Source organism: Shewanella sp. Choline-02u-19 (assembly GCF_002836205.1).
Classification (GTDB): domain Bacteria; phylum Pseudomonadota; class Gammaproteobacteria; order Enterobacterales; family Shewanellaceae; genus Shewanella.
Map to the genome: position 1 here is coordinate 794,629 of NZ_PJBE01000013.1, position 22,145 is coordinate 816,773.

A 22,145-nucleotide genomic window follows, 5' to 3' on the forward strand; every position below is an offset into this window, starting at 1 on the left:
TATGGGAGTGAGTCGATTAAGCCGAGGTTTAGCGGTGTGTTAACTAAATAAACGTAATAAAAAGGCACCTAAGTTAAGGTGCCTTATATCGTGTGGGATGTGCTTAAATCTACAGCCGTTTTAGTTCGCCGTTAATGTCAGTAACGCTTGGCTGGCGCCCGTATTTAAATTGACTTTGCTATCGAGCAAAAAGACTCTTTCTGGTGCCACGGTTTTATTGTCTGCTAAGAAGTTCTTCACTGCGCTGGCTCGTTGCTGTGCCAAGTCACCTAATGCATCATTGGAGATCCGCTGGTCACCGAGGCTGAAATTGTATAACGCAATATGCCAACGGATAGCCAAGTCTTCAGCCGTAAGTGCATTATCGCCTTGATGATCGGCTTCTATAGCTTTTTTTACATCAATGGCTGGACTGGCAATTTCAGTCTCATAAAGTAGTTTAAGTGCATCAGATAAAGCGCCTGATGTTGGGTAGGTACTGGCGGTTAAATCCGCTGGCATCTGTTCGATTTCTAATTGAGCTAGCTGGGCTAGTTTTTGTCGCAATTGTGCTTCGGCCAATGCACGGTTGTCTTCAGCAACATTAACGGCGCCTTCAACATTCAGTTTTAGCATGGGTCTATCGGCTAAGCCTTTGGCGAGCATGGCTAAGGTCTTTTTGGCCTGTTCGTCGAGATCAGCGGTACCAGCAGCGAAGTTCACTTTATCGAGTTCATCGTCCTCGCCACCTAATAAGCCAGCTAGAAGCGAAAAGGGCGCGGTAACGGCTTTAGTGATGATGTTAGTAAATGCGGTCATCACAATACTGCCGATACTGAAACTTGGCTCGTCTAAATCACCGGATACTTGCAAGCCTAAATCAATAACGCCATGCCTATCTTGCAATAGGGCAATTGCCAGTGTGACAGGCAGCGTTGTCGCGAGACTACTGTCACTTGGTTTACCCAGTTGAAGTTGATCGACCACTAAGTGGTTGTCACCTACTAATTGATTGTTCTCGAGGCGGTAATTAAGATCTAACGATAATTGGCCTTTATCAATATAGTAACCTGCGTAAGTGCCCGAATATGGGTTTACGGAGGTGAGCTCTACATGTTTGAAACCGAGTGCTAAATCTAAAAAAGGTTGTTCAAGTAATGGGTTGATATCGCCTTTTAAGGTGACGGGGGCATAGCGATCAATTTTACCCTTTATGTCAACTGATGCAGCCTGTTCACTCGATGATGATAACTTAGTGATCTCCCCATTAAGTTGTTCGATGCTGGCGGCAAAATTAGGCGTTAGTGAGCTATCAGCGAAGAAAGTAGAGCCGTCTTCAATACTAATTTTGTTAATGCTAATCGCCATAGCAGTGGGCGTTTCATCGCTATTTGTGCTCGTTATCGGTGCTGATGTTTTTTGTTCTGCTTGCGCCTCTTTTGACTCATCACTCGCAGCCACTTGGTTATTGTTGCTCACCATTAATTCGCCAAAGTTGGTGCTTTTATCTTCAGCGATAATGATACGGCCATAGGGCTGCTTTAGTGCTATATGATCAATTTCAATGCTATTGGCGGCTTTATCGAAGCCAAATTGATTTATATCGACACTTTTCCATTTTAGCAGTGTCTTTTTTTGCACGGTATCTTTAACGAGCAGATCGTTAATGTTGATCGCACCATTATAACTAAGTTGCTCTGCTTCATTGTTTAACGCTAGCGTCCCTTGGGTAGAGAGTTTGCCCTGTTTTAAATCAATATTGAGGTAAGGGCTAAGATAGTTCTGGAACTGATTTAAGCTTAGCTTTGACAGTGTTAATTGATTAATCGATTTTTGCTGTCGAATATCAATACTACCCGTTGATGAAAGTGAACCTTGTTGATTAATATTAAGCGAGAGTTGGTAGTCGATAGGCGTTGATAGATCGGCATTAATTTTTTCGGTGAGTAACTTGATGTCAGTGATCTGCCAAAGCGTTCCTTGGGTGACTATTTTCTCGGTAAGATTAACCTGGTAATTCTTTAGCTCAACGCCATTTAAAACAGCTTTCCAAGGCAAGCTCTCTGTGGTGTTATCGATATTAGTTGGTGTTGTTTGCTGCTTCGTCGCCGTTGATATTTCTGCGAGTTTTGGCTGTAATAGTCTTTGTAGGTTGCTGCCTTTTTTGTCGAGCGTGGTGTTAACAAGCAAGCCTTGAGAGCGTATCTTATCGACGGTTACTTTTTGCTCATGTAAATCAAAGTTAATACCTTCAACTGCAAAAATGGGCAAGCTTGCAACGATGTCATTGCTATTTTTGAGGGTAATATCTTCGAGCTTCACCACGCCATTGTTAGCCGTAACTTGAAAGTAGTCACTCTTTTCCTCAAGGCGATATTGGCTATCGACACTGAGTTTACCGGTGGCTAGGTTGGCTATAAATAGTTTATCAACAAATGACCAAAACTGCGGCAGTTGGATATTCGTTAATTGAATATCACCGACAATGGATAGCGGTTCTAATTGAACAATACCCTGCGTCGCAATTTCTCCGCCGTTATTGCCTACAAGATGGATTGCATAGTGATTGCTCTTCTCACCCTCTTTATTTTGCATTGAAGCTGAAAGGGCATTTTGAGAATCAAAGGACTTAATATTTAGATTTACTTGCGGGTAGAGTAGCTGCCCTTGTGTGATGTTGTCGATAAAGCGCAAGTTAGCATTAACGATAGCCAAGTTCTTGACCATAAAGTGTGGCAGGCCGGTCGATGGTGCTGACGTCGGCTCTGGGGTTGATGCGCTATTTTGTGCCAGAGTATCGATAATATCACTGAAGTTGAATGTTAGATCGTTATCAGCTTTGAGTCGTTCAACACGAATAGAAGGTTTTAATAGTGTGACATCGGCAATGCTAAAAGCGGCATTGAAAATAGAATGCCAAAAACGAAATTCAAAAGTAAGCTGTTCAAATCCAACAAATTCATTGCTGTTTAGGTTAGTCTTAGCCTCTTGTATTTGAAATTGATCGATAGCCACTTTCAAAGTGAAAGGGTTTATGCTGACATCGCTTAATGTAACGGTGCGCTGTAGCATATTTGATAATTGCTTCGGCACTTGTTTAACGGCAATATAGGGTATTAATAACCCTAAAATAGCGGTAAAAAGAAGATAAAGGGTAACCGCGATCGCGAGCAGGCGCTGGTAGCGTGGTCGTTGGCGGTATTTATCTCTAAATCCAATGAGTGTTTTTGAGGCAATAGACATACTGACCTTAACTTCGTTTAGATGAATGAGCACTGGTTTCTGCTGCTGATGGTTGGTACTCGGTTTATGCTGATTAGCCACAAGACCGTTACAAAGCAAAAGTGGGCTTCCATAATTTTAGCTACATTATTAAGGAAGTGCGCCAGAGATCATAATATTTTTCATTATTAATTGAGAATAAACGTTCGCCAATGACAACTTTCTTTTTAGATGGCCAAGCTTTTGATTCCGCAGAAGATGAATCAGTACTAGAGACCCTAATACGTAGTGGTAACTCAATAAACTATTCCTGTAAAAAAGGCGCTTGTAAAACGTGCTTGGTGCAGCATGTGGGGGGAGAGCTGTCCCCTGGTTCGCAACGTGGCTTAAGTGCTCGGCTCAAAGCCAATCATTACCTTTGTACTTGTCAGTGCCAACCCACAGAAGGACTCAAACTCAAAACTGTGATTGAGCAAGATTTGTTTGTGTCTGCGCAATTGGTTGAGCGCATTTTCATGACCGAAAGTGTGATGAAAGTGGTGATTAAATTGTCTGAAAACCTTGATTGTTATGCTGGGCAATATATCAATCTCAGACGATTTGATGGACTGACACGCAGTTACGCCATTGCTAAGGTGTTTGACGACAATGTTATCGAGCTGCATATTACCCGAAAATATAACGGTCAATTTAGCGGCTGGCTATTTAGTACCGCCAGTATCGGTGAGCAACTCCTTATTCAAGGGCCTTTAGGTCAATGTATCTATAAAGCAACATATCAGCAGGATAAGCTTATCTTAATCGGCCATGGCGCAGGTATCGGAGCCGTGATGGGCATTGTTGAGCAGGCACTAGACATGTCGCATCAAGCTGATATCTATCTCTATCATGGTGCTCGCACAGTAGAGGAACTTTACCTGCATAAAAAATGCTTATCTTTGATGTTGGCGCACAAGAATGTCCACTATCGTGCATGTATTACCGCTACGGCCCCGGTTGATTTGGTTGATAAACGTTGCCTGCAAATACAACCCTTTGAGCTTGCTGCCAAGGAGCACCCCATTAATCGTCATAACAGAGTGTTTCTTTGCGGGGAACCTGAAGCCGTGGTTAAAGCGCAGCAGCAAGCATTTTTAGATGGATTTGAATACGCAAAAATTCACGTATTACCATTTGAATATAAAGATTTACGCACGGTTAAACGAGCTTGATTTGAATCTGGTGTTGATCATTTATCGGCATCAATGTAGCTAATCGCGGCGATAATGGCCCCTTGTGGGTCTTTTAACCAACAAAAACGCCCAATACCAATAATATCTTCTGGGCCAAATAAAATATTTGCGCCGAGTTCATGGGCTTTGTCAGCGACCTCATCGACATTTTTCACTGTGATATAACCAGTCCAATTACTTGGCATTGCCGGTGCAGGGCTTTGCGCTATGCCGCCGATATCGATGCCATTATTGATAATGATATGGTAAGGCGCATCGGCAACAACAATGGTCTTAAATTGCCAACCAAAGACTTGACTATAAAATACCATTGCTTCTTTACTGCTGCTGGCGGTTAATTCATGCCAACTCAATGAGCCTGAACTGTTTGATGTGGGGATCATCAGTGTTCCTTGATAGGTATTGCTGAAATAAGTGTAGCCTCAACATTGCCGTAAGGGGGAAATAAACCGAGGTGGCGGCTATTTCACTGCGGTTTATAGTCCCTATTAGCCTCCTAAAAGGTGGCAGCTCACTGTCATTGAGCGATATCGGTAATCTTACCTTCTAAAGAGACTGATGAATGAAGCAAGTCAATCCAAGACCATGCTATCCAACAATGGCTTACTCTGCGTTGTCTGCCGCGAATTGGAGTAACGAACACATTATTGTGTTGCTTAGTGTCTTTAACGGGAGGTAACATAGCCCGTTTTCAATCATGCTCATGGGGAATTAGCTTGAATAAAAGTGTTGTTACCAATTTAATCGCTGCGATAGCAGTGCTCGCCGGCTACCTTCTAGCTTCGCCTATTTTATTGACGGTAGGGCTGTTTGCATTGTCTGGTGCGGTGACTAACTGGCTTGCTGTTTATATGCTTTTTGAGAAAGTGCCTGGCCTTTATGGTTCTGGCGTGGTGCCTTCGCGTTTTGAAGAGTTTAAAGAGGGTATCTCTCATCTAATGATGAAGCAGTTTTTTACCGAAGAAAATATTGAACGATTTTTGTCACAGCAAGGCGATGCTGAGAAGCACATAAATTTGGCACCCGTCATTGAAAAACTCGATCTTTCGCCTGCATTTGACGCACTGGTTAGCACTATTTCACAGTCTTCATTCGGGGGAATGTTAGCGATGTTTGGCGGGACGGAGGCAATACAACCACTGCGTGAGCCATTTATTGAAAAAATGAAAGCGTCGCTGAGTGATATATCACAATCAGACCAGTTTTATGAATTATTAAAAGCTGAGCTAGAGCAGAGCAACATGATTGATGACATGCGCGTTAAAGTCGAAGAGATTGTCACGCAGCGTTTAAATGAGTTAACACCTCAACTCGTAAAAGAGATAGTGCAAGATATGATTAAGAAGCACCTAGGTTGGCTCGTTGTTTGGGGCGGTATTTTCGGTGGTTTAATCGGCTTAGCTGCAGCGCTGCTTCAAAGTTAATTTAACTTGGGTTGATGGCAAGTCATAGATTATGAAAGGGAGCTTAGGCTCCCTTTTTTGTGGCCTGTTTTTTACACCAAGCTATATTTTTCTGCATTCTTTATTGATAAGAATAAATACTGAATGGCAATAGCCAGTATTGCTATGACATGAAGACCACCACACCGGGAGAGAATGTGGTCAATGTAGGTGGCAATAAACGACCTAGAACCCAGTTAATTTTCGGCATACTGAATCCTGCATTTTGAGGTCGTTTGGCTATATAGCCTTAAGGCTGAACGTGATATGGTTTTAGCCATATAAGTTTTTTCGTTACAGGGAGCAACTGATGAGCCAGCATAATACGATTAACTATTTGGAAATGCCCGTGAGTAATATTCAGGCAACCAAAGACTTTTTTAGCCAAGTGTTTGCTTGGGAGTTTGTTGATTACGGACCTGAATATAGCTGTTTTTTGAACGCAGGGATCACCGGTGGATTTTACCTTTCGAAGCAAAATTTCACTTTAAGCAAAGGCTCACCATTAGTGGTGCTCTATTCAAATGATCTAGGCCTATCAATGCAAAATGTGACCGCGGCTGGTGGACAAGTGAGTAAGGACATTTTTTCATTTCCAGGCGGGCGTCGGTTTCACTTTCTTGATCCTAATGGTAATGAATTTGCTGTATGGTCTGAATAGTAAAGCAAACTTAAAATAAGAAGGGCTGAACATGCCACATTGTGTCATTGAATACGCTAAACCGTTAAAGCACATCATATCGGTAGAAGCATTAGTTGAAGCCACACATCAAGCTTTGATTGATACCGGTTTATTTGAACCGCAGGCGATTAAAACCCGCGCTCATGGCGTTGAGCATTTTCGAATAGGCGAAGATGAAGCCAATACCTTTGTTCATATTCATATGGCCATTATGCCTGGGCGCACCGACGAGCAAAAAGCGTTATTGCTTGAACGGGTATTTGAGTCTATTTCGCTGATCACCAATGTGGTTAGCAGCGTTACTATGGAAATCGTCGACATTAACAAACAGCATTATTTAAAAGTGATTAACTAAATCACTTTTAGCTTTTTCTTAAGCAAAGAAAAGCCACTCAATCGAGTGGCTTTTTACTGAGACCATTATCAGTTTGGCTAGTAAGCACTGTCGTGGACAGATTGCACAGCTCGTCCTGATGGGTCGATGATCCCTTGTAGACTTTCATCCCACGCCAATGCTTCTGGGGTCGAGCATGCTACCGACTTTCCACCGGGTACTGTTTCAGCTGCGCTGGCAAGCGGGAACAACTCTTCAAAGAAGGTGCGATAGAAGTAGGCTTCTTTCGTTTCAGGTGTGTTGTATGGGAACCTAAATTTTGCATTTGCCAGCTGCAGATCATCAACTTTAACTGCCGCATGCTCTTTTAGGCCGTCTATCCAAGAGTAACCAACGCCATCACTGAACTGTTCCTTTTGGCGCCAAGTCACCTCTTTTGGTAACTTATGCTCAAACGCCTTACGTAAAATGTGCTTTTCAATCTTGCCATCTTTTGACATTTTAGCTTCTGGGTTAATACGCATTGCTACGTCCATAAACTCTTTGTCTAAGAAAGGGACGCGCGCTTCTAATCCCCATGCCGCCATGGCTTTGTTTGCGCGTAAGCAATCAAACAGGTGCAACTTATCGAGCTTACGCACTAATTCTTCATGGAAGGCTTGTGCATTGGGGGCTTTATGGAAGTACAGGTAGCCACCAAATAACTCATCAGCCCCTTCTCCAGATAACACCATTTTAATGCCCATAGCTTTAATCTTACGAGCCATTAGGTACATAGGTGTTGCGGAACGAATCGTGGTCACATCATAGGTTTCAAGATGATAAATCACATCTTTAATCGCATCGATGCCGTCTTGGAAAGTAAAGGTGATTTCATGGTGAATAGTACCAATGGCATCCGCTACTTTTTTTGCAGCAATCAGATCGGGAGCGCCCGCAAGGCCTACGGCAAAAGAGTGCAACTGTGGCCACCATGCGCTGGTTTCGCCATCATCTTCAATGCGTCGTTTAGCAAATGTCTGGGTAATCGCTGAAATGACTGATGAGTCTAAGCCACCAGAAAGTAATACGCCGTAAGGCACGTCAGACATCAATTGACGTTTAACGGCAGCTTCGAGTGCATCTCGCACCTCTTCACTGCTGGCTGGGTTGCTTTGAACCGCGGCAAAATCACGCCAATCACGCTGGTAGTATTGAGTCTGCTCGCCTATTTCACTTGATAGATAGTGACCCGGAGTAAAGGTTTCAACTGTTTTACATACAGGCATCAGCGCTTTCATTTCTGAAGCCACATAAAAGTTGCCTTCGCTGTCTCGACCGGTATACAGCGGAATAATGCCCATATGGTCGCGACCGATTAAATAAGTATCTTTAGCTTTGTCGTATAAAACGAAGGCAAATATACCGTTGAGTTTATCTAAAAACTCAGTGCCGTATTCCTGGTATAAAGCCAGAATGACTTCACAGTCAGAGTTTGTTTGGTAGCTATACTTATCGCCAAGTTCTGCTTTAAGCTCTTTGTGGTTATAGATCTCACCATTTACTGCCAGAACAATACTTTCATCTTGGCTTAGTAATGGCTGCGCGCCATGTTCAATATCGACAATGGCTAAACGTTCATGGGCCAGAATAGCCTTATCACTGCTGTAAATTCCAGACCAGTCCGGTCCACGATGGCGTAACAGTTTTGACATTTCAAGTGCAACTTGACGCAGTGGCACTGCGTCAGATTGAATATCTAAAATAGCGAAAATTGAACACATAGGTCACTCCAAAAAATGTCAGTCTTAATCTCAATTGAGTATTACTCTGCCATTGAAAATGAATAAGTACAAATTAGTTTTTGATGTTTTATCTATAAAGTACGCTATTAGGCATTATTATATGTAGCTTTTTAATTAATAAAATGCAGAAAGTTTAAAAATTAGTGTTATTTATTGATTAATGCTCATTTTGCTGTGCGTGGTCTGGCTTCTACTCAATATATGATAATGCACAGCAGATAATGACAATAATTAGCGTGCTTCGGTTAATTAAGTGACGTCTGGCGCAAAATCTCGACTAACTTGGTTTAATGACCGTCGCGAACTAGGGGCTGTAGATCTTTCACGGTTGTTTTTGCCGCCGTTTATTGGTTATTTTGACAAGGCGGAGGCTATGTCGTTTAGTCATTCTCCACAAATAGCCTACAACAGCGTAAAAATAGCCAAGAAGCGTGGCCCTTAGGGTTCGTTTCAATGCTTTTATTCTTTTATGACTAGAATGGGTTACGCGCTTTTCGCTTAGACTGCTAAGCATCATCGCTCAAGCCTTGTACTAAAATCATCATTCTTTACGGGAGAGAGACGAACAAAAAACAAGCTCGAAAGATCAACAGCCCCTGATCAATAAGTACAAGGAAATGTATAAAAAACGCTCGAAAGCGGATAGCTATCGAGCGTTAATTACCATCATTAGTCGTGACTCAGGCTGTGATTAATTCTATTCAGCTTTTGCCGGTCTGAGTGAATGAAACTCTGTGCCGTTAAAATAGCCCGGCCAGTCGCTATTATTACCCAATACTGTTGCTGCATCGTAGTAGATGGCTAAATCTTCTAACGCGCCACTTAAGTCCCAGTCTTCGCGGTACTCGTCACAGAGATTGTGATAACAGCCTTTCATCTTTTGCTTCATCATTGTTTTGTACTGTGCTGTGGCCTCATCAATGGGTTCACTGCCGCCACCAGCGAAGACGGCGGGTACGCCTTGCTTTGCAAAACTGAAATGATCAGAACGGAAGAATCCACCCGATTCAGGGTGCTTTTCACTGGTTGCAGTACGATTTTGTGCTGTAACCGCCGTAATCAGATAATTCTCTAACTCCGACTTACCTTTACCGACGATGGTGTAATCTGCAGTGCGACCATAAATGTTGGTGCTGTCTAAGTTAAACACGGCAACGGTTTTATCCAATGGGTATACCGGATTTGATGCATAATAACGAGAACCGAGTAAGCCTTGCTCTTCCCCTGTTGTTGCCACAAAGGTGACTGAACGGGCAAGTGGGTTACCATTCTTAGCTTGCTTGGCAAATTGACGTGCAATTTCTAATATACCGGCTGTGCCAGAGGCATTGTCGAGTGCACCGTTGTAGATCTGATCGCCGTCTTTTGTTGGGTCAAGGCCGAGATGATCCCAGTGAGCGGTGAATAGGATCTGCTCATCTGGACGGCTTTTTCCTGCAAGGGTAGCAACCACATTATAGCTGTTGGCGTATTCTGCTTTATTCTCGAACGCGATAGAGGCCGTTTGGTTAAGCGGTATGTTAATGGCACTGCTCGCGGCGCGATCCGACACAGTGCTAAGAGAAAGACCGGCTTTTTCGAATAACTGAGTGGCGACATCAAGCGTCATCCAACCTTCAACTTCAATCCACTTATCTTGCTCTTCTTGAGTACGAACAAGATCTTGCTGTGCACCAGTCCAACTGTTTTCAACCACTGACCAAGGGTAAGAGGCTGGCTCGGTATCATGAATGATAATGGCACCTAGAGCACCTTGGCGGCTGGCTTCTTCGTACTTATAGGTCCAGCGACCGTAGTAGGTCATTGCTTTACCGTTGAACTTTCCAGATGTTGGTAGAGCAAATCCTGGATCATTGACTAAAATCACTGCAATTTTGCCCGTCATGTCAAGATCTTGGTAATCGTTCCATTGATACTCCGGAGCGTTGATCCCATAACCAACAAAGACTAGCGGCGCATTGGCGATATCAACCTTACTGATATCATGACGGCTGCCTACAACCACATCTTGACGATGCTGCAATTGCATATCCCCGAAACGAATTGACTGCTGCTCAGATGCGGTATAGGTCACCATTGGCACTGCTTGAAGGTAATCTTTGCCATTGGGTTTAGCTAAGCCCATTTCAGCAAACGCCTTGCTAAGGTAGTCCAGTGTTAGCTGTTCGCCCTTGGTGGTTGGCGCACGTCCTTCAAATTTATCTGAAGCGAGCACTTTTATATCTTGGCGGAAACGAGATTCATCAAAGGAGACTTTTTCTGGGGTGACTACGTCTGTCGTATGTTGGCTGCACGCGCTGAGTAAGGCGAGTGCACAGACTGGGAGTATAGTGCGCATTAATAGGTCCTATTATTGTTGTTTTAGACTTTTTTGTTGTATTTGGTTGTTTGTTGAGAACTTTAGGTGACAATAATGGCGGAAAGTAGCCCATGATGACAAGAGGGCGAGGGCTTGAAAGTGTTACTTAATATTGCATTTTGGTTATTAATATCGCCAAGTAAATAACCATCGTCATGTTTGATAGCATTGAACTTGGCGATATAGGGTTAACTCAGTTTTTTCCGCTAACGTTATCCAGAGTTTTAGTTTAAACCACGTCAATATCACCAGCGCAGCTAAAGACATGATTTGGCCTAAAGGGCTCTTTCTCTATATCTTCCAAAGAGCTCACGCCACTGGTGACTAATATGGTTTCGAGTCCAGCTTGAAAACCCGCGAGTATATCGGTGCGCATGTTATCGCCAATGATAATGGTATCTTCAGAATGGCCATCAATATGGTTGAGTGCTGAGCGGATAATCCATGAGCTTGGCTTACCTACATAAAAGGGCATCTTGCCGGTAATACGCTCTATCGGTGCGCAAAGAGCACCACATGCAGGGCTAAAAGCGGGGCCATGAGTGTCTGGATTGGTGGCAATAAATCGCGCCCCAGCGCTGATAAATTTGGCTGCTTTATGGATCATCTCCCAGTTATATGAGCGCGTCTCGCCCACGATGACAAAATCAGGATTTATATCGGTGATGGTAAAGCCTGCTTTATATAGTTCATGAGTCAGCGCACCTTCGCCAATCACAAAGGCTTTAGTGCCTGTTTGATGTTTGAGAAAATCAGCTGTCGCCATCGCCGAGGTGTAAAAGCACTCTTCGGGAATGTTAATGCCTGCCGCCCCTAATCTGTTTTGTAAGTCCTTGCCAGTTTGGACGGGGTAGTTTGTCAACACAACCAGAGGATTACCTTGTTCTAATACTCGATGAATAAAGGTATCACTGCCGGGGATTAATTTATTGTCATGCAGTAACACACCATCGATATCGCAAATAATATTCTTCATCGGTCTCTCTTTGAGTCTAAGGACATGCATTTGGAGTGTTGTTTATATAATGCCAAATCAGCTGAGAAAACAATGATTTTTATCTTAGAGACTGCATTTTGTAACGCGGGTTATGCGGTGCTTCATGGTTACTTGAAGCAAATCGACTAAATTTAGCGACTAACACTAAGGAAGCGTAATCCAATTGAAGGATTAAGTTCGTTGTAATGTATTTATTTTAGGCAAGGCTGGGGGATGCAAGTGCAGGGTAGGTGTGTAAAGGTTGTGTAAGTAAGTTGCTTTTTCTATTTAAATGTAAATAATAGTCGCTCTCATTCGCATATGGAAAGACAAGTGAAATTAAGTATTTTAGGATTGGCGGTATTAAGTGCTTTGGCAGTGACATCGACTCAAGCAAAGGAAAATACACTGCCGACAGTGGAAGATGATGGCGTAGAGCATATTCTGATAACCGCTTCCCCATTTGCGCAAAAGTTAAGTGATACTCCCAATTCAGTTTTTATTGTCTCAGAGGAGGATCTCGATCTTCAACGTGTCGTCGCGCGTAACCTTTCTGAAATGATCTCTAATCTGGTTCCAGGTTTTTCCCCGAGTACTGAAACGATGTCGACCTTTGGCCAAAACTTTCGTGGCGGTAAAGCGATAGTGATGATTGATGGTGTGTTGATTTCAACGACGTTGCGCGCCGGTGGGCGTGATCTACAGTCAATCTCAGTCGATGTCATTCAGAGTATTGAGGTGATCAAGGGGGCAAGCGCCATGTATGGCAACGGTGAAGCCGGAGCCATTATTAATGTGATTACTAAGAAGCCTACTGTTAATTTTGAAATGCAGACGCGAGTTGGCGTTGAAGCTTTTTCGGATGAATTGTCTGATGCAGGCTACAGTGTTTCACAGAGCTTTTCGGGTACCACTGACTTTGATTTAGGCTATTTGCTGAATTTGTCTGGTAAAGACCGCGGCAATTTGTATGATTCGAATGGTAACCAACTGCCAGGAGCACCTAATAGCCAAGGTGGCATGGGCGATGCTGATGAATATGATGTGCTATTCAAATTAGAGCAAGAGATGGATAACGGTCGTTTTGCACTGCTCGCACATCACTACAATATTGAGAATAAACTGCACTATAAGCGCACTGTTAATGATGAAAATGGCTTAGTTGAAATTGACAAAAGCGCGCCATATACCGGCTCTAATCCTAAAACCAAGCTCAGCACTATTCAGCTTACCTATGACAATGACGATGTCCTTAACCAGCAATTAAGTCTGTCTACTTACTACAGCAAAGTGAATGTTGGCTATGAGTCGGACTCTGAAATTGTGTCTAAGCGCAGTGGATTTAAAGCCGCGCTGCAGTGGACCATCAATGACACTAGCCGTTTGGCTTATGGTGTTGAATATGGGCGAGATAATACAGAACAAGGCAGAATGCGAGATGTGATCGTGGGTCAAGATGTAGGTGGTAATCTTGAAAAACAGTCGCAGTATATCTGCTCTGTTTGCGATTTAACTGAAACCAAGTTAAGCCCATTTGCGCAATACTGGAATCAACTCACTGATGACCTCACCTTACAAATTGGTTTGCGGTATGAAAATTTTGAAATAGAGGTACCAGATTACCAGCGTTATAAAAAAGGGGTATTGTCAGAGAAACAGGGTGATACGTTAAAATATGATAAACCACTGGTCAATCTAGGCTTAGTATATCGGGTCGCTGATAACACAGATCTCTTTGCGAGTTTCTCGCAGGGTTATTCTCACGCTGATATGCGTATGCTCAGAGATATGCCGGTTGATAGTGTTAGTGAGTTTGCAGATGATATTCCGGCAACTCAAACCAACTACTATGAAACCGGTTTGCGCTACGGTGCTGATTCACTGCAAGCGAGCCTGTCTTTCTTCTACTCAGATATTACAGATGGTTACGCATACGACTATAATGTTAATGCTGAATTGTTGAAGAAAGTAGCAGCCGTTATTGTGGCTGATGAAAAGGTTTGGGGATTTGAAGCGACATTGGACTATAAGATTAGCCAAGCCGTTAAGTTAGGCACTAGTGTGTCTATGTCTGAAGGGAAACGTACTAATAGTGAAACAGGCGTTGATTATTGGATGAATGGCACCAGAATCACTCCGATTAAAGCATCTATTTACGGCGACTATCGCTTTAACGATATGGCGTCTCTGCGTTTACAGGCTAATTACGTCGGCGATAGGGATAAGAACAGCCCTGAGAGTGATGCGGGTTACAGCTATTACGAGTCGCCTTATGATGGCTACACCTTGGTCGATTTGGTCACTACATTTGATACTGACTACGGGCGTTTAACCTTGGGTATTGATAATCTGTTAAATGAAGATTACCAGCCGTTAGTGTCACAAATGAACAAAGAGGTTGTTTGGAAGCAATATCGTAATCAGTTCTCTGGTTACGGCCGCCGTTTAGCGCTTGAGTACACTATCAACTATTAATGGGTGACTATAGCTAAGATAATTTTTGAGCATAAGAAAAAATATCTTGAGCTGTTCAACCATACCTAATGGGCTCCAATCCTTTTGTCTAGTGGTTGGGGCTCAAGGTGAGGTTGATGGGATTGTTACCTCATCAGACTTCGTTAAACGGTGTGCAAGCTTATTGAAAAAGTAACGTATCAATGTGTTATATCTCTAGCTAAAATAGATAAAAAAAGGGGCTGATTTCAGCCCCTTATTGATAAGTGCAGTTTAGTGACGTTTAGCCACGAGTACACTCTTCTAGCAGATAGGCCAGATGACGATAAGAGATGCCGCTGTGCTGAGTAAGACCGACTTCACACATACGGTTAGCGTAATACCCCTCTTTCACATCAACCGGGATCAGCTTCTTAATATTACGCAGAGCACTGGCATTTATCTCAGGCTTATAGAGGCCTTTTTCACCTGAATAACCACAGCATTCGATCCCCGCTGGACGAATAACCTGATGACAACAGGCATCCGCTATTGCGGTCATTTTGGGTTCAACCTTCATCGTTTTAGCGCTACAACCAAGATGCAATGCAGCGTGCGATTTCTTGTTAATGGTCAGTTTAGGCAACAATTGGTCATGCATAAACTCAACCAGATCAACTATCTCTACTTTCTCTATTAAAGCCGCATCGCCACCTAAAGTTCGCTTAGTACATGACAGCGCATCGACGATCACTGGCAGCTTTCCGTCTTGTGTCATAGCTGAAACAGCTTGGATCAACTCGAGACGTTTTGCATCGGCATTTTTAAAGTCTCCCTTAGATTCCCACATCTGGCCACAGCACAGATCTCGCGTCTTCTCTGGAGTGATAACGTTATAACCCGCTCGCTCCAGTAACGTGACCACAACTTCAGGCAGCGGTCGCTTATCGGTATCGACGGGTGTAGGGCCGAAGGTGCGACCACCACAAGCTGGGAAGTAAACTACCGTTTCCTGTCCAGGCTTAGGGGCAGAAACCTTGGGGAGTTTGCCGCCTTTAGCGAAAGAAGGATTCCAGTAGGGAACCTCACTGCTGAGCAATCGTCCGGCCTTCATCATAGTGCCGGTGATGCCGTCGCCGGTGATCTTGTGGATAACGCCCAACATATCGAAACCAGTACTGATCACGCCGTTTACCAAGCCAAAGTGCTTAGCTTGAAAATCGAGGAACTTTTGTTGGCCACTGCTGATGGATGGGGTTCTCAATTTACGTACCAGTTGCCCCATTTTATTATCTACTGGGCAGGCGATAGTACACATCTGACAAGCGGCGCAAGTATCGATAACATCGTACTTAGCGGCTGCACGCATGGTATCGGCGGCCTGCTGATCACCGCTTTGCTCCAGACGAGCAATTTCGCGTAAGGTTGCAATACGCTGACGCGGAGTAAGGTTCAGTGCCGATGTTGGGCAGGTTTTCTCACAGAAACCACACTCAAGACATTTGTCGACAAAGTCATCGACTACCGGGCAAGGCTTGATGTTCTTGACGTGGACTTTGGGATCATCGTTTAAGATGACTCCAGGGTTCAGGATCCCTTGGGGATCGAATAGCTGCTTGATGTTCTTCATCAGCGCATAGGCATCTTGTCCCCACTCCATCTCAACATAAGGCGCGACAGCGCGACCGGTGCCATGTTCGGCTTTCATCGAACCGTCGTACTTGTTGATCACCATGTCGGCAATTTCATCCATAAAGGCATGGAAATTGTCAATATCATCCTGAGTAGAGAACGTTGGCGTAATGATGAAGTGGAAGTTACCGGCCAATGCATGGCCATAGATGCAGCCTTCGGGATAGCCGAATTTGTGCATTAGTGCGGTAATATCACTTGCGGCCGTGGCTAAGTGTTCAAGCTCGAACGCCACGTCTTCGATAATAACCGACGTGCCTTTGGGACGTTCACCGGCAACGATAGGGAATAGGCCTTTACGCATAGCCCAGTACTCGCCATATATCGCAGCATCGCTGGTAAAGCTGATCGGACGTAAAAACTCAAATCCTTCGAGCTTGGCGATCACATCCTTGGTGTGGGTATCTAAGGTATCGGCATCATCGGCTCGGGATTCGATCAGCAGGATAGCTGACAGCGGTGGCAAGTCGGATAACCAATCTGGCATGCCAGGTTTGCCCGTAACGGCCTTGATGGATGGCCAGTCGAGTAGCTCGGCCGCTGCGACACTTTCGCCATTGATCAATGGGATTGAGCGAGCTGCATCTTCCATATTATGAAAAACGGCTAGCGCCGATGCTTTAAATTTGGCTTCATTGACCGTGTGGTAGGTGACTTCGTTGATGAAGGCCAATGTGCCTTCCATGCCGACCATTAGGTGGTTGATAATGTCAAATGGGTCGCTGAAATCGACTAAGGCATTAATGCCATAACCTGTAGTATTTTTGATAGAATATTTTTTACGAATTTTGTCTGCAAGTACAATGTTATGGCGCGTCTTATGTGCCAGTTCAAACACATCTTCAAGCATTTTCCCATGAGACTTGGCAAAGGCGACTTTAGATTTTTTACAACCCGTGTCGAGCTCGGTACCGTCGGCGAACAGCAACTTGGCTGACGCTATAGTCTGGTAACTATTTTGTGCAGTGCCGCAGCACATGCCTGAGGCATTGTTAGCGACAATGCCTCCCACCATGGCGGAGGCAATTGTCGCTGGATCTGGGCCTATTTTACGGTTAAGCGGGGCTAACGCTGCGTTAGCATCGGAACCTATGACAGCGGAGCCAAGGGTGATCTGTTTAGCATCATCGCTGACTTCAATCTTTCTGAAGCCATCATGGCCCAGAATAAGCAAAATCCCTTCACCAAGAGCTTGACCAGCCAAGCTGGTACCCGCTGCACGGAAAGTTACCGGCGCATTATGCTCACGGGCAACGGCTAGAGTGTGCTTAACTTGTTCCATGTTTTCGGCGTGAACAACGACTTCTGGAACAATTCTGAAGTAGCTGGCATCGGTTGACCAAGCGAATCGACGAACATACTCATCCGTCACAGGTTTTTCACCTAGTTGCTTACGTAAATCACTTATTACAGCTTTATAATTTATCGACATGGACATATCTCTTTACTTGCTATTATTAAGAGCAATCAGAGCCGGAATTTGCGCTCTGATTATTTGAGTATTATGTTTAGAATCCGCCCCACACGAAGGCTATGCTGCCTGCGATCATGGCGTAACCTAGCGCTACCGGCATTGTCTTACGAATAATTTCTGATTCACGACCCGCCATACCGACTACCGTAGCGGCGGCAACGACGTTCATCACACACATCATGTTACCGGCGTTGGCGCCAATGCCCTGCAGTGCGAGTACCATCGCGTGGTTCATGCCAATGCTGTCGGCGACGCTGTACTGTAGGCCGGAGAACATCATGTTGGAGAAGGTGGCGCTACCTGATAAGAAGGCACCGAAAATACCGACGATAGGGGCAACCCAAGACCATACCGCTCCCATGCTGCCAGCCAAAGTATCAGCTAGGGCAACAGGCATAGATGTCAGACCCGCAGCATTTTCACCGGAGTTAAGGAAAATCTTCACCATAGGCACAGAAGCGCCTAGCGAAATGATGGTTGGAATCATAGAGCGGCACGATACCGTAATAGACTCTTTGATGGCTTTCTTGTTCATTTTGAACAGGAAGAAACCTAGGATACACACGGCGATGAAGAAGGCGCCTGGTGCATACAGTGTCTTGAACCCAGCACCCAGTTCGGTACCTAGCAAGCCGGTCCACTTGACGTTAAAACTCAGCAACCATGATTTTAGCGGGCCAATAACACGAGACAGCACCAACAAGGCCGCCATGATGATATAGGGAGTCCAGGCAGCAATTTGTGAGAACTTAGCCGTAGAAGCCACTTTAGATTCTTTCTGGCCGTCGTTTTCGGCAAAATCATTCCAGGGAGTTTTAGGCAGCATAATGCCTTTTTTAGCAACTGGGATAACAATAGCCATACCCACAAGGGCACCGATAACCGATGGGAACTCGGGACCGGCGACGAAGTTAATGATCCAAGCCGGAACCGTGAATGCCAGTCCGGCAAACAGCGCAAACTTCCAGATGGCAAAGCCTTCGGCGAATGATTTGTTACGACCGAAGAAGCCGGTCAGTAAAGACACCATGACCAGAGGAATTAGGGTACCGGTAACTAGATCTATGGTAATCATGTGCATGGCAATAAACTGAGCATAATCGGCAAAGCTGCCACCATGCTGAGCAATCTGTTCGGCCGCCATGTTAACGCCACCAGAAGTCAGACCCTGTTCCATACCAAACAGTACTGGTAGACCAATTGCGCCGAAGGATACGGACGCAGAGTCAGCAATCAGGGCAACAACCGCAGCGGCAATAGGGGGAATACCCAATAACACCAGTAAAGGCGCGCCGATAGCCGCCGGTGTACCAAAGCCCGCACTGCCTTCGATGAATGAGCCAAACAACCAACAGATAATGATGACCTGGACGCGGGCATCGGCACTGATATTGGTGAAACCTGCGCGAATGGTATCCATCGCGCCTGAATACTTCAGGGTATTAAGTAAGAACACGGCACCAAAGATGATACTCAATGGTGTCAATGCAGCAAGCAATCCTTCGACGACAGATGCTGCCAAAAAGGTCGTATCCATCTGCCAGACAAACACGGCGGCTAGGCCGGTTAAGATTGCAGAAATGGGCATTGCCCGTGATGCGGGCATCTTCAGTAATACTAAAAATAGCATTACGCTGATCACCGGCGTTAAACTTGCGAGTAGTTGAATAAAGGTCATGCTTGCCTCTTATTATCGTATTTTTTATTTAGAGTTATTTCTAGTTAATAGCGGTTTTGTTGACTCGTTGGTTACTGTCATTTGCCCTGAGCGCTGACCTGAGGTCAGATGCCCGGGAAATGTATTATCTGCAGCTAATCATATGGCTTTATATGGGCTTTTTTTATCCGTGTTTGCACCTAATGCCACTAAGGGTTTACACGTAGATAGGTCGGTTTATCCGTGTTCAGGTTTGCGTTTTTTTGAGGTGGTAATTGAATGTGTGTTATTTTTGTTATTAAATACAGGTAGTTATGAGGTTTATGTTTGGTTATGAGTTAACGTGTTGCAGGGCGGAGTGTAGGCGGCTGGTGATATGATGTAGATCAACTTTGTAACGATTAACCGTGAAATGTGTTATCGATGAGTGTCGAGATACGGTAGTAAGATCGGTCAATGGCACTGAAGCAGGAACGGAAAACAAACATGATCATTTATTCCGATTGTAAACCTGCATTTTATATATGGTTTTTTGATGGCTCCGCTACATATTTTTAATATTAATGACTGTGAGAGTCTGGTTTAGGTGCTGTAGTTAAGATGAATTATTTGCCCTTCCTTTGATTTAACCCCCATATAAATGGGTATTTGTTGCAACTTTGTGGTTGATTAACTGTTAGTATAACCCCGTTTTCTGAGGGGCTATCCCTGATATAGCGGAGTATTAATCAGCGATGAATATTAATCATAAGTTACAGCTAATCACCGTACTTCCACTCATTATATCTCTGATGCTGGTGCTGTTTGTGACTCAAATGCAGTATAGAGATCTCTCCCAGCATGTGGTCGACGTTTATAGGCAGAGTATTATCGATCACCGCAAAGAAGAGTTGAAAAATTATCTGGCGATCGCCAACGTGGCTATTAAGCATCTTTATCAAAATAAGAGTGATGACAAGCAACAAACCCAGCAAGAAGTTAAGTCTATGCTGGCCAATATGCGCTTCGGTAAAAACGGGTATTTCTTCGCCTACGATCTCAATGGCAATAGCCTGGTCTTACCCGAGCAGGAGTGGCGTGTCGGTAAAAACTGGCTAGACTTGGAAGACGACAACGGAGTCCACTTTATCCAAGAGTTAATCTCAGGGGCGAGGAAAGGCGGCGGTTATCTGACCTACCTATTCAATCAGCCCTCTAATGATGGCCAACTGGGACAAAAACTCGCCTATGCCGAGGTGTTGGGACAGTGGGAGTGGATGTTTGGTACTGGCGTTTATATTGATGATATCGATGAGGAGGCGGCATTATTGAGCACCGCTATTAGTAGTCATATCCGCAACACCTCCCTCATGACTCTGACGATAGGTATCTTAGCGGTCAGCGCCGTGTTTATAGGGGGGATCTTTATGCGTGTGGGTGAAAAACGACTCGCAAATGCTAAGCTCAGAACCCTCAATGAGCGAATTTATCAGACTCAGGAAGAGGAATGTAAGCGAGTTTCCAGAGAGTTGCACGATGGGGTTAGCCAAACGATTGCCGCGGCCCTGTTTGCTATGGAAACCGCCCAATTGAAACAGGAATATGGTGGCGATTCCAGTCCGGAACTGGATAAGTCGATTACACTTACGCGACAGATTATGCTCGATATCCGTAATATCTCGCATCAGCTACATCCTGCCATCCTTGAGGATTATGGGCTGGGCGCTGCGTTAAAAGAGTTGGGCAGGGAGTTTTCGTTGCGCACAGGTATCGAGGTCAAGGTGCAGCGATTATCGGTGCGCAAGATCTTGTCAACCGAGCTTAGTTGCGCGCTTTACCGCATTGTGCAGGAGTCATTGACTAATATTGAGCGTCACTCGGGAGCAAAAAAAGTGCTGATTTCGCTGGGACTGACTCCGGGATGGTTGACCTTGGAGGTTCATGATGATGGTAAGGGATTTAACTATGAATGCTTTGAGAGAAAATCGACCCCGTTTGAAGGAATAGGCTTGAGAAATATGAAGGAAAGAGTGAGTTTTTATAATGGTGAGCTCAAGGTAGAGTCAACCCTTGGTAAAGGAGTGACGCTGGTGGCACGTATTCCCCAGAGTGAGTTGCGTTATCGAGCCGATGCTGCCACTGGGGGACTGTCATGATCCGTGTGCTTCTGGTAGACGATCATCCGCTGTTTCGTGAAGGATTACGATATCGTCTGAGCTTAGACAATGACATTGAGGTGCAGGCTGAAGCCGACAATGGTGTCAAGGCACTAGAGATCCTCAAGGAAATGCCAATCGATCTGGTGTTGACCGATATTAATATGCCACAAATGGACGGCATGTATCTGCTTGAGCTGATTAAAGAGCAGGAGATGTCATGCAAGGTGGTGATGCTGAGCATGCATGACAACAGAGAATATATTATGGCGGCAATGCGCTACGGTGCTGATGGCTATATTCTCAAGGATGTACCCGGTAAAGAACTGATTGAAGCCATCAAAAAAGTGGCCGCTGGCAAGCGCTATTTCAGTGCCGAAGTCGTAGACACCTTGTCGCAGGAGCTTGCTAGTGGCAAGCAAGTCCTGGTCACCCAACGTGAGCAGTTGGTATTACGGTTGATATCGCTGGGGATGAACAATAAACGCATTGCGCTGGAGATGAATGTCAGCGTACGCACAGTCGAGACTCACAAACGTAATATCAAACAGAAACTGGCGATAGACAGTACGGCGGGGCTAGTGCGTTATGCCATCGATCATGGCTTAGATCGGTAACACTATTCACGCCGTATTTTCATGAAAAAAATACCCGAAGCGGTGTCATGCTTCGGGTAAAATCATGGCAAACTAGCCATGTTGTGGGCGTTAAGTTAGGGGTTTTTTGCCCTCATGTTTATGGTCA

General features: G+C 44.6%; 14 protein-coding genes. 7 read left to right on the top strand and 7 right to left on the bottom strand.

Translation table 11 applies throughout. The features are described 5' to 3' along the window. Positions 1-120 precede the first annotated feature (120 nt). On the bottom strand, positions 121-3,321 hold the full coding sequence (locus tag CXF83_RS10250; protein WP_332871127.1) for a DUF748 domain-containing protein: 3,201 nt from the start codon (positions 3,319-3,321) through the stop codon (positions 121-123). Between the two features lie 92 nt (positions 3,322-3,413). Here CXF83_RS10250 and CXF83_RS10255 point away from each other — a divergent pair, with 92 nt between their 5' ends. Next, positions 3,414-4,412 carry a 2Fe-2S iron-sulfur cluster-binding protein gene (locus CXF83_RS10255; RefSeq protein WP_101089669.1) on the top strand — a complete coding sequence of 333 codons (999 nt, stop codon included), beginning with the start codon at positions 3,414-3,416 and terminating at the stop codon, positions 4,410-4,412. A 17-nt stretch (positions 4,413-4,429) separates the two neighbouring features. Here CXF83_RS10255 and CXF83_RS10260 read toward each other — a convergent pair whose 3' ends face one another. Beyond that, complete coding sequence (locus tag CXF83_RS10260; RefSeq protein WP_101089670.1) at positions 4,430-4,816, bottom strand: VOC family protein; 387 nt, start codon at positions 4,814-4,816, stop codon at positions 4,430-4,432. Positions 4,817-5,149: 333 nt separating this feature from the next. On the opposite strand from CXF83_RS10260, the gene CXF83_RS10265 reads away from it, so the two are divergent. The 3 genes from CXF83_RS10265 to CXF83_RS10275 all read left to right on the top strand — a co-directional run bounded on the left by CXF83_RS10265 (position 5,150) and on the right by CXF83_RS10275 (position 6,912). Next, a complete protein-coding gene (locus CXF83_RS10265) occupies positions 5,150-5,857 on the top strand; it encodes a DUF445 family protein (protein WP_101089671.1) in 708 nt (235 codons plus the stop codon). A 328-nt stretch (positions 5,858-6,185) separates the two neighbouring features. After that, complete coding sequence (locus tag CXF83_RS10270) at positions 6,186-6,536, top strand: VOC family protein (RefSeq protein ID WP_101089672.1); 351 nt, start codon at positions 6,186-6,188, stop codon at positions 6,534-6,536. Positions 6,537-6,567: 31 nt separating this feature from the next. Beyond that, positions 6,568-6,912 carry a 5-carboxymethyl-2-hydroxymuconate Delta-isomerase gene (locus tag CXF83_RS10275; RefSeq protein WP_101089673.1) on the top strand — a complete coding sequence of 115 codons (345 nt, stop codon included), beginning with the start codon at positions 6,568-6,570 and terminating at the stop codon, positions 6,910-6,912. Between the two features lie 77 nt (positions 6,913-6,989). On the opposite strand, the gene asnB is transcribed toward CXF83_RS10275, so the two are convergent. The 3 genes from asnB to CXF83_RS10290 all read right to left on the bottom strand — a co-directional run bounded on the left by asnB (position 6,990) and on the right by CXF83_RS10290 (position 12,010). Further along, on the bottom strand, positions 6,990-8,654 hold the full coding sequence (gene asnB, locus CXF83_RS10280) for an asparagine synthase B (protein ID WP_101089674.1): 1,665 nt from the start codon (positions 8,652-8,654) through the stop codon (positions 6,990-6,992). Positions 8,655-9,372: 718 nt separating this feature from the next. Next, entirely contained in the window at positions 9,373-11,013 is a 1,641-nt protein-coding gene (locus CXF83_RS10285; RefSeq protein WP_101089675.1) for a M28 family metallopeptidase, read from the bottom strand. Between the two features lie 250 nt (positions 11,014-11,263). Next, a complete protein-coding gene (locus CXF83_RS10290; protein ID WP_101089676.1) occupies positions 11,264-12,010 on the bottom strand; it encodes an HAD-IIA family hydrolase in 747 nt (248 codons plus the stop codon). Between the two features lie 333 nt (positions 12,011-12,343). Here CXF83_RS10290 and CXF83_RS10295 point away from each other — a divergent pair, with 333 nt between their 5' ends. Continuing rightward, positions 12,344-14,485: a TonB-dependent receptor gene (locus CXF83_RS10295; protein ID WP_198553533.1), complete on the top strand. Its 2,142-nt coding sequence runs from the start codon at positions 12,344-12,346 to the stop codon at positions 14,483-14,485. Between the two features lie 262 nt (positions 14,486-14,747). Here CXF83_RS10295 and CXF83_RS10305 read toward each other — a convergent pair whose 3' ends face one another. Next, entirely contained in the window at positions 14,748-17,567 is a 2,820-nt protein-coding gene (locus CXF83_RS10305) for an FAD-binding and (Fe-S)-binding domain-containing protein (RefSeq protein WP_101089678.1), read from the bottom strand. Between the two features lie 76 nt (positions 17,568-17,643). Continuing rightward, entirely contained in the window at positions 17,644-19,287 is a 1,644-nt protein-coding gene (locus CXF83_RS10310) for an L-lactate permease (RefSeq protein ID WP_101089679.1), read from the bottom strand. A 713-nt stretch (positions 19,288-20,000) separates the two neighbouring features. On the opposite strand from CXF83_RS10310, the gene CXF83_RS10315 reads away from it, so the two are divergent. Together CXF83_RS10315 and CXF83_RS10320 are read left to right on the top strand one after the other, a co-directional pair. After that, entirely contained in the window at positions 20,001-21,401 is a 1,401-nt protein-coding gene (locus tag CXF83_RS10315) for a cache domain-containing protein (RefSeq protein ID WP_101089680.1), read from the top strand. Further along, a complete protein-coding gene (locus CXF83_RS10320) occupies positions 21,398-22,018 on the top strand; it encodes a response regulator (protein ID WP_101089681.1) in 621 nt (206 codons plus the stop codon). The genes CXF83_RS10315 and CXF83_RS10320 overlap by 4 nt, the downstream gene beginning before the upstream one ends. Positions 22,019-22,145: the final 127 nt, after the last annotated feature.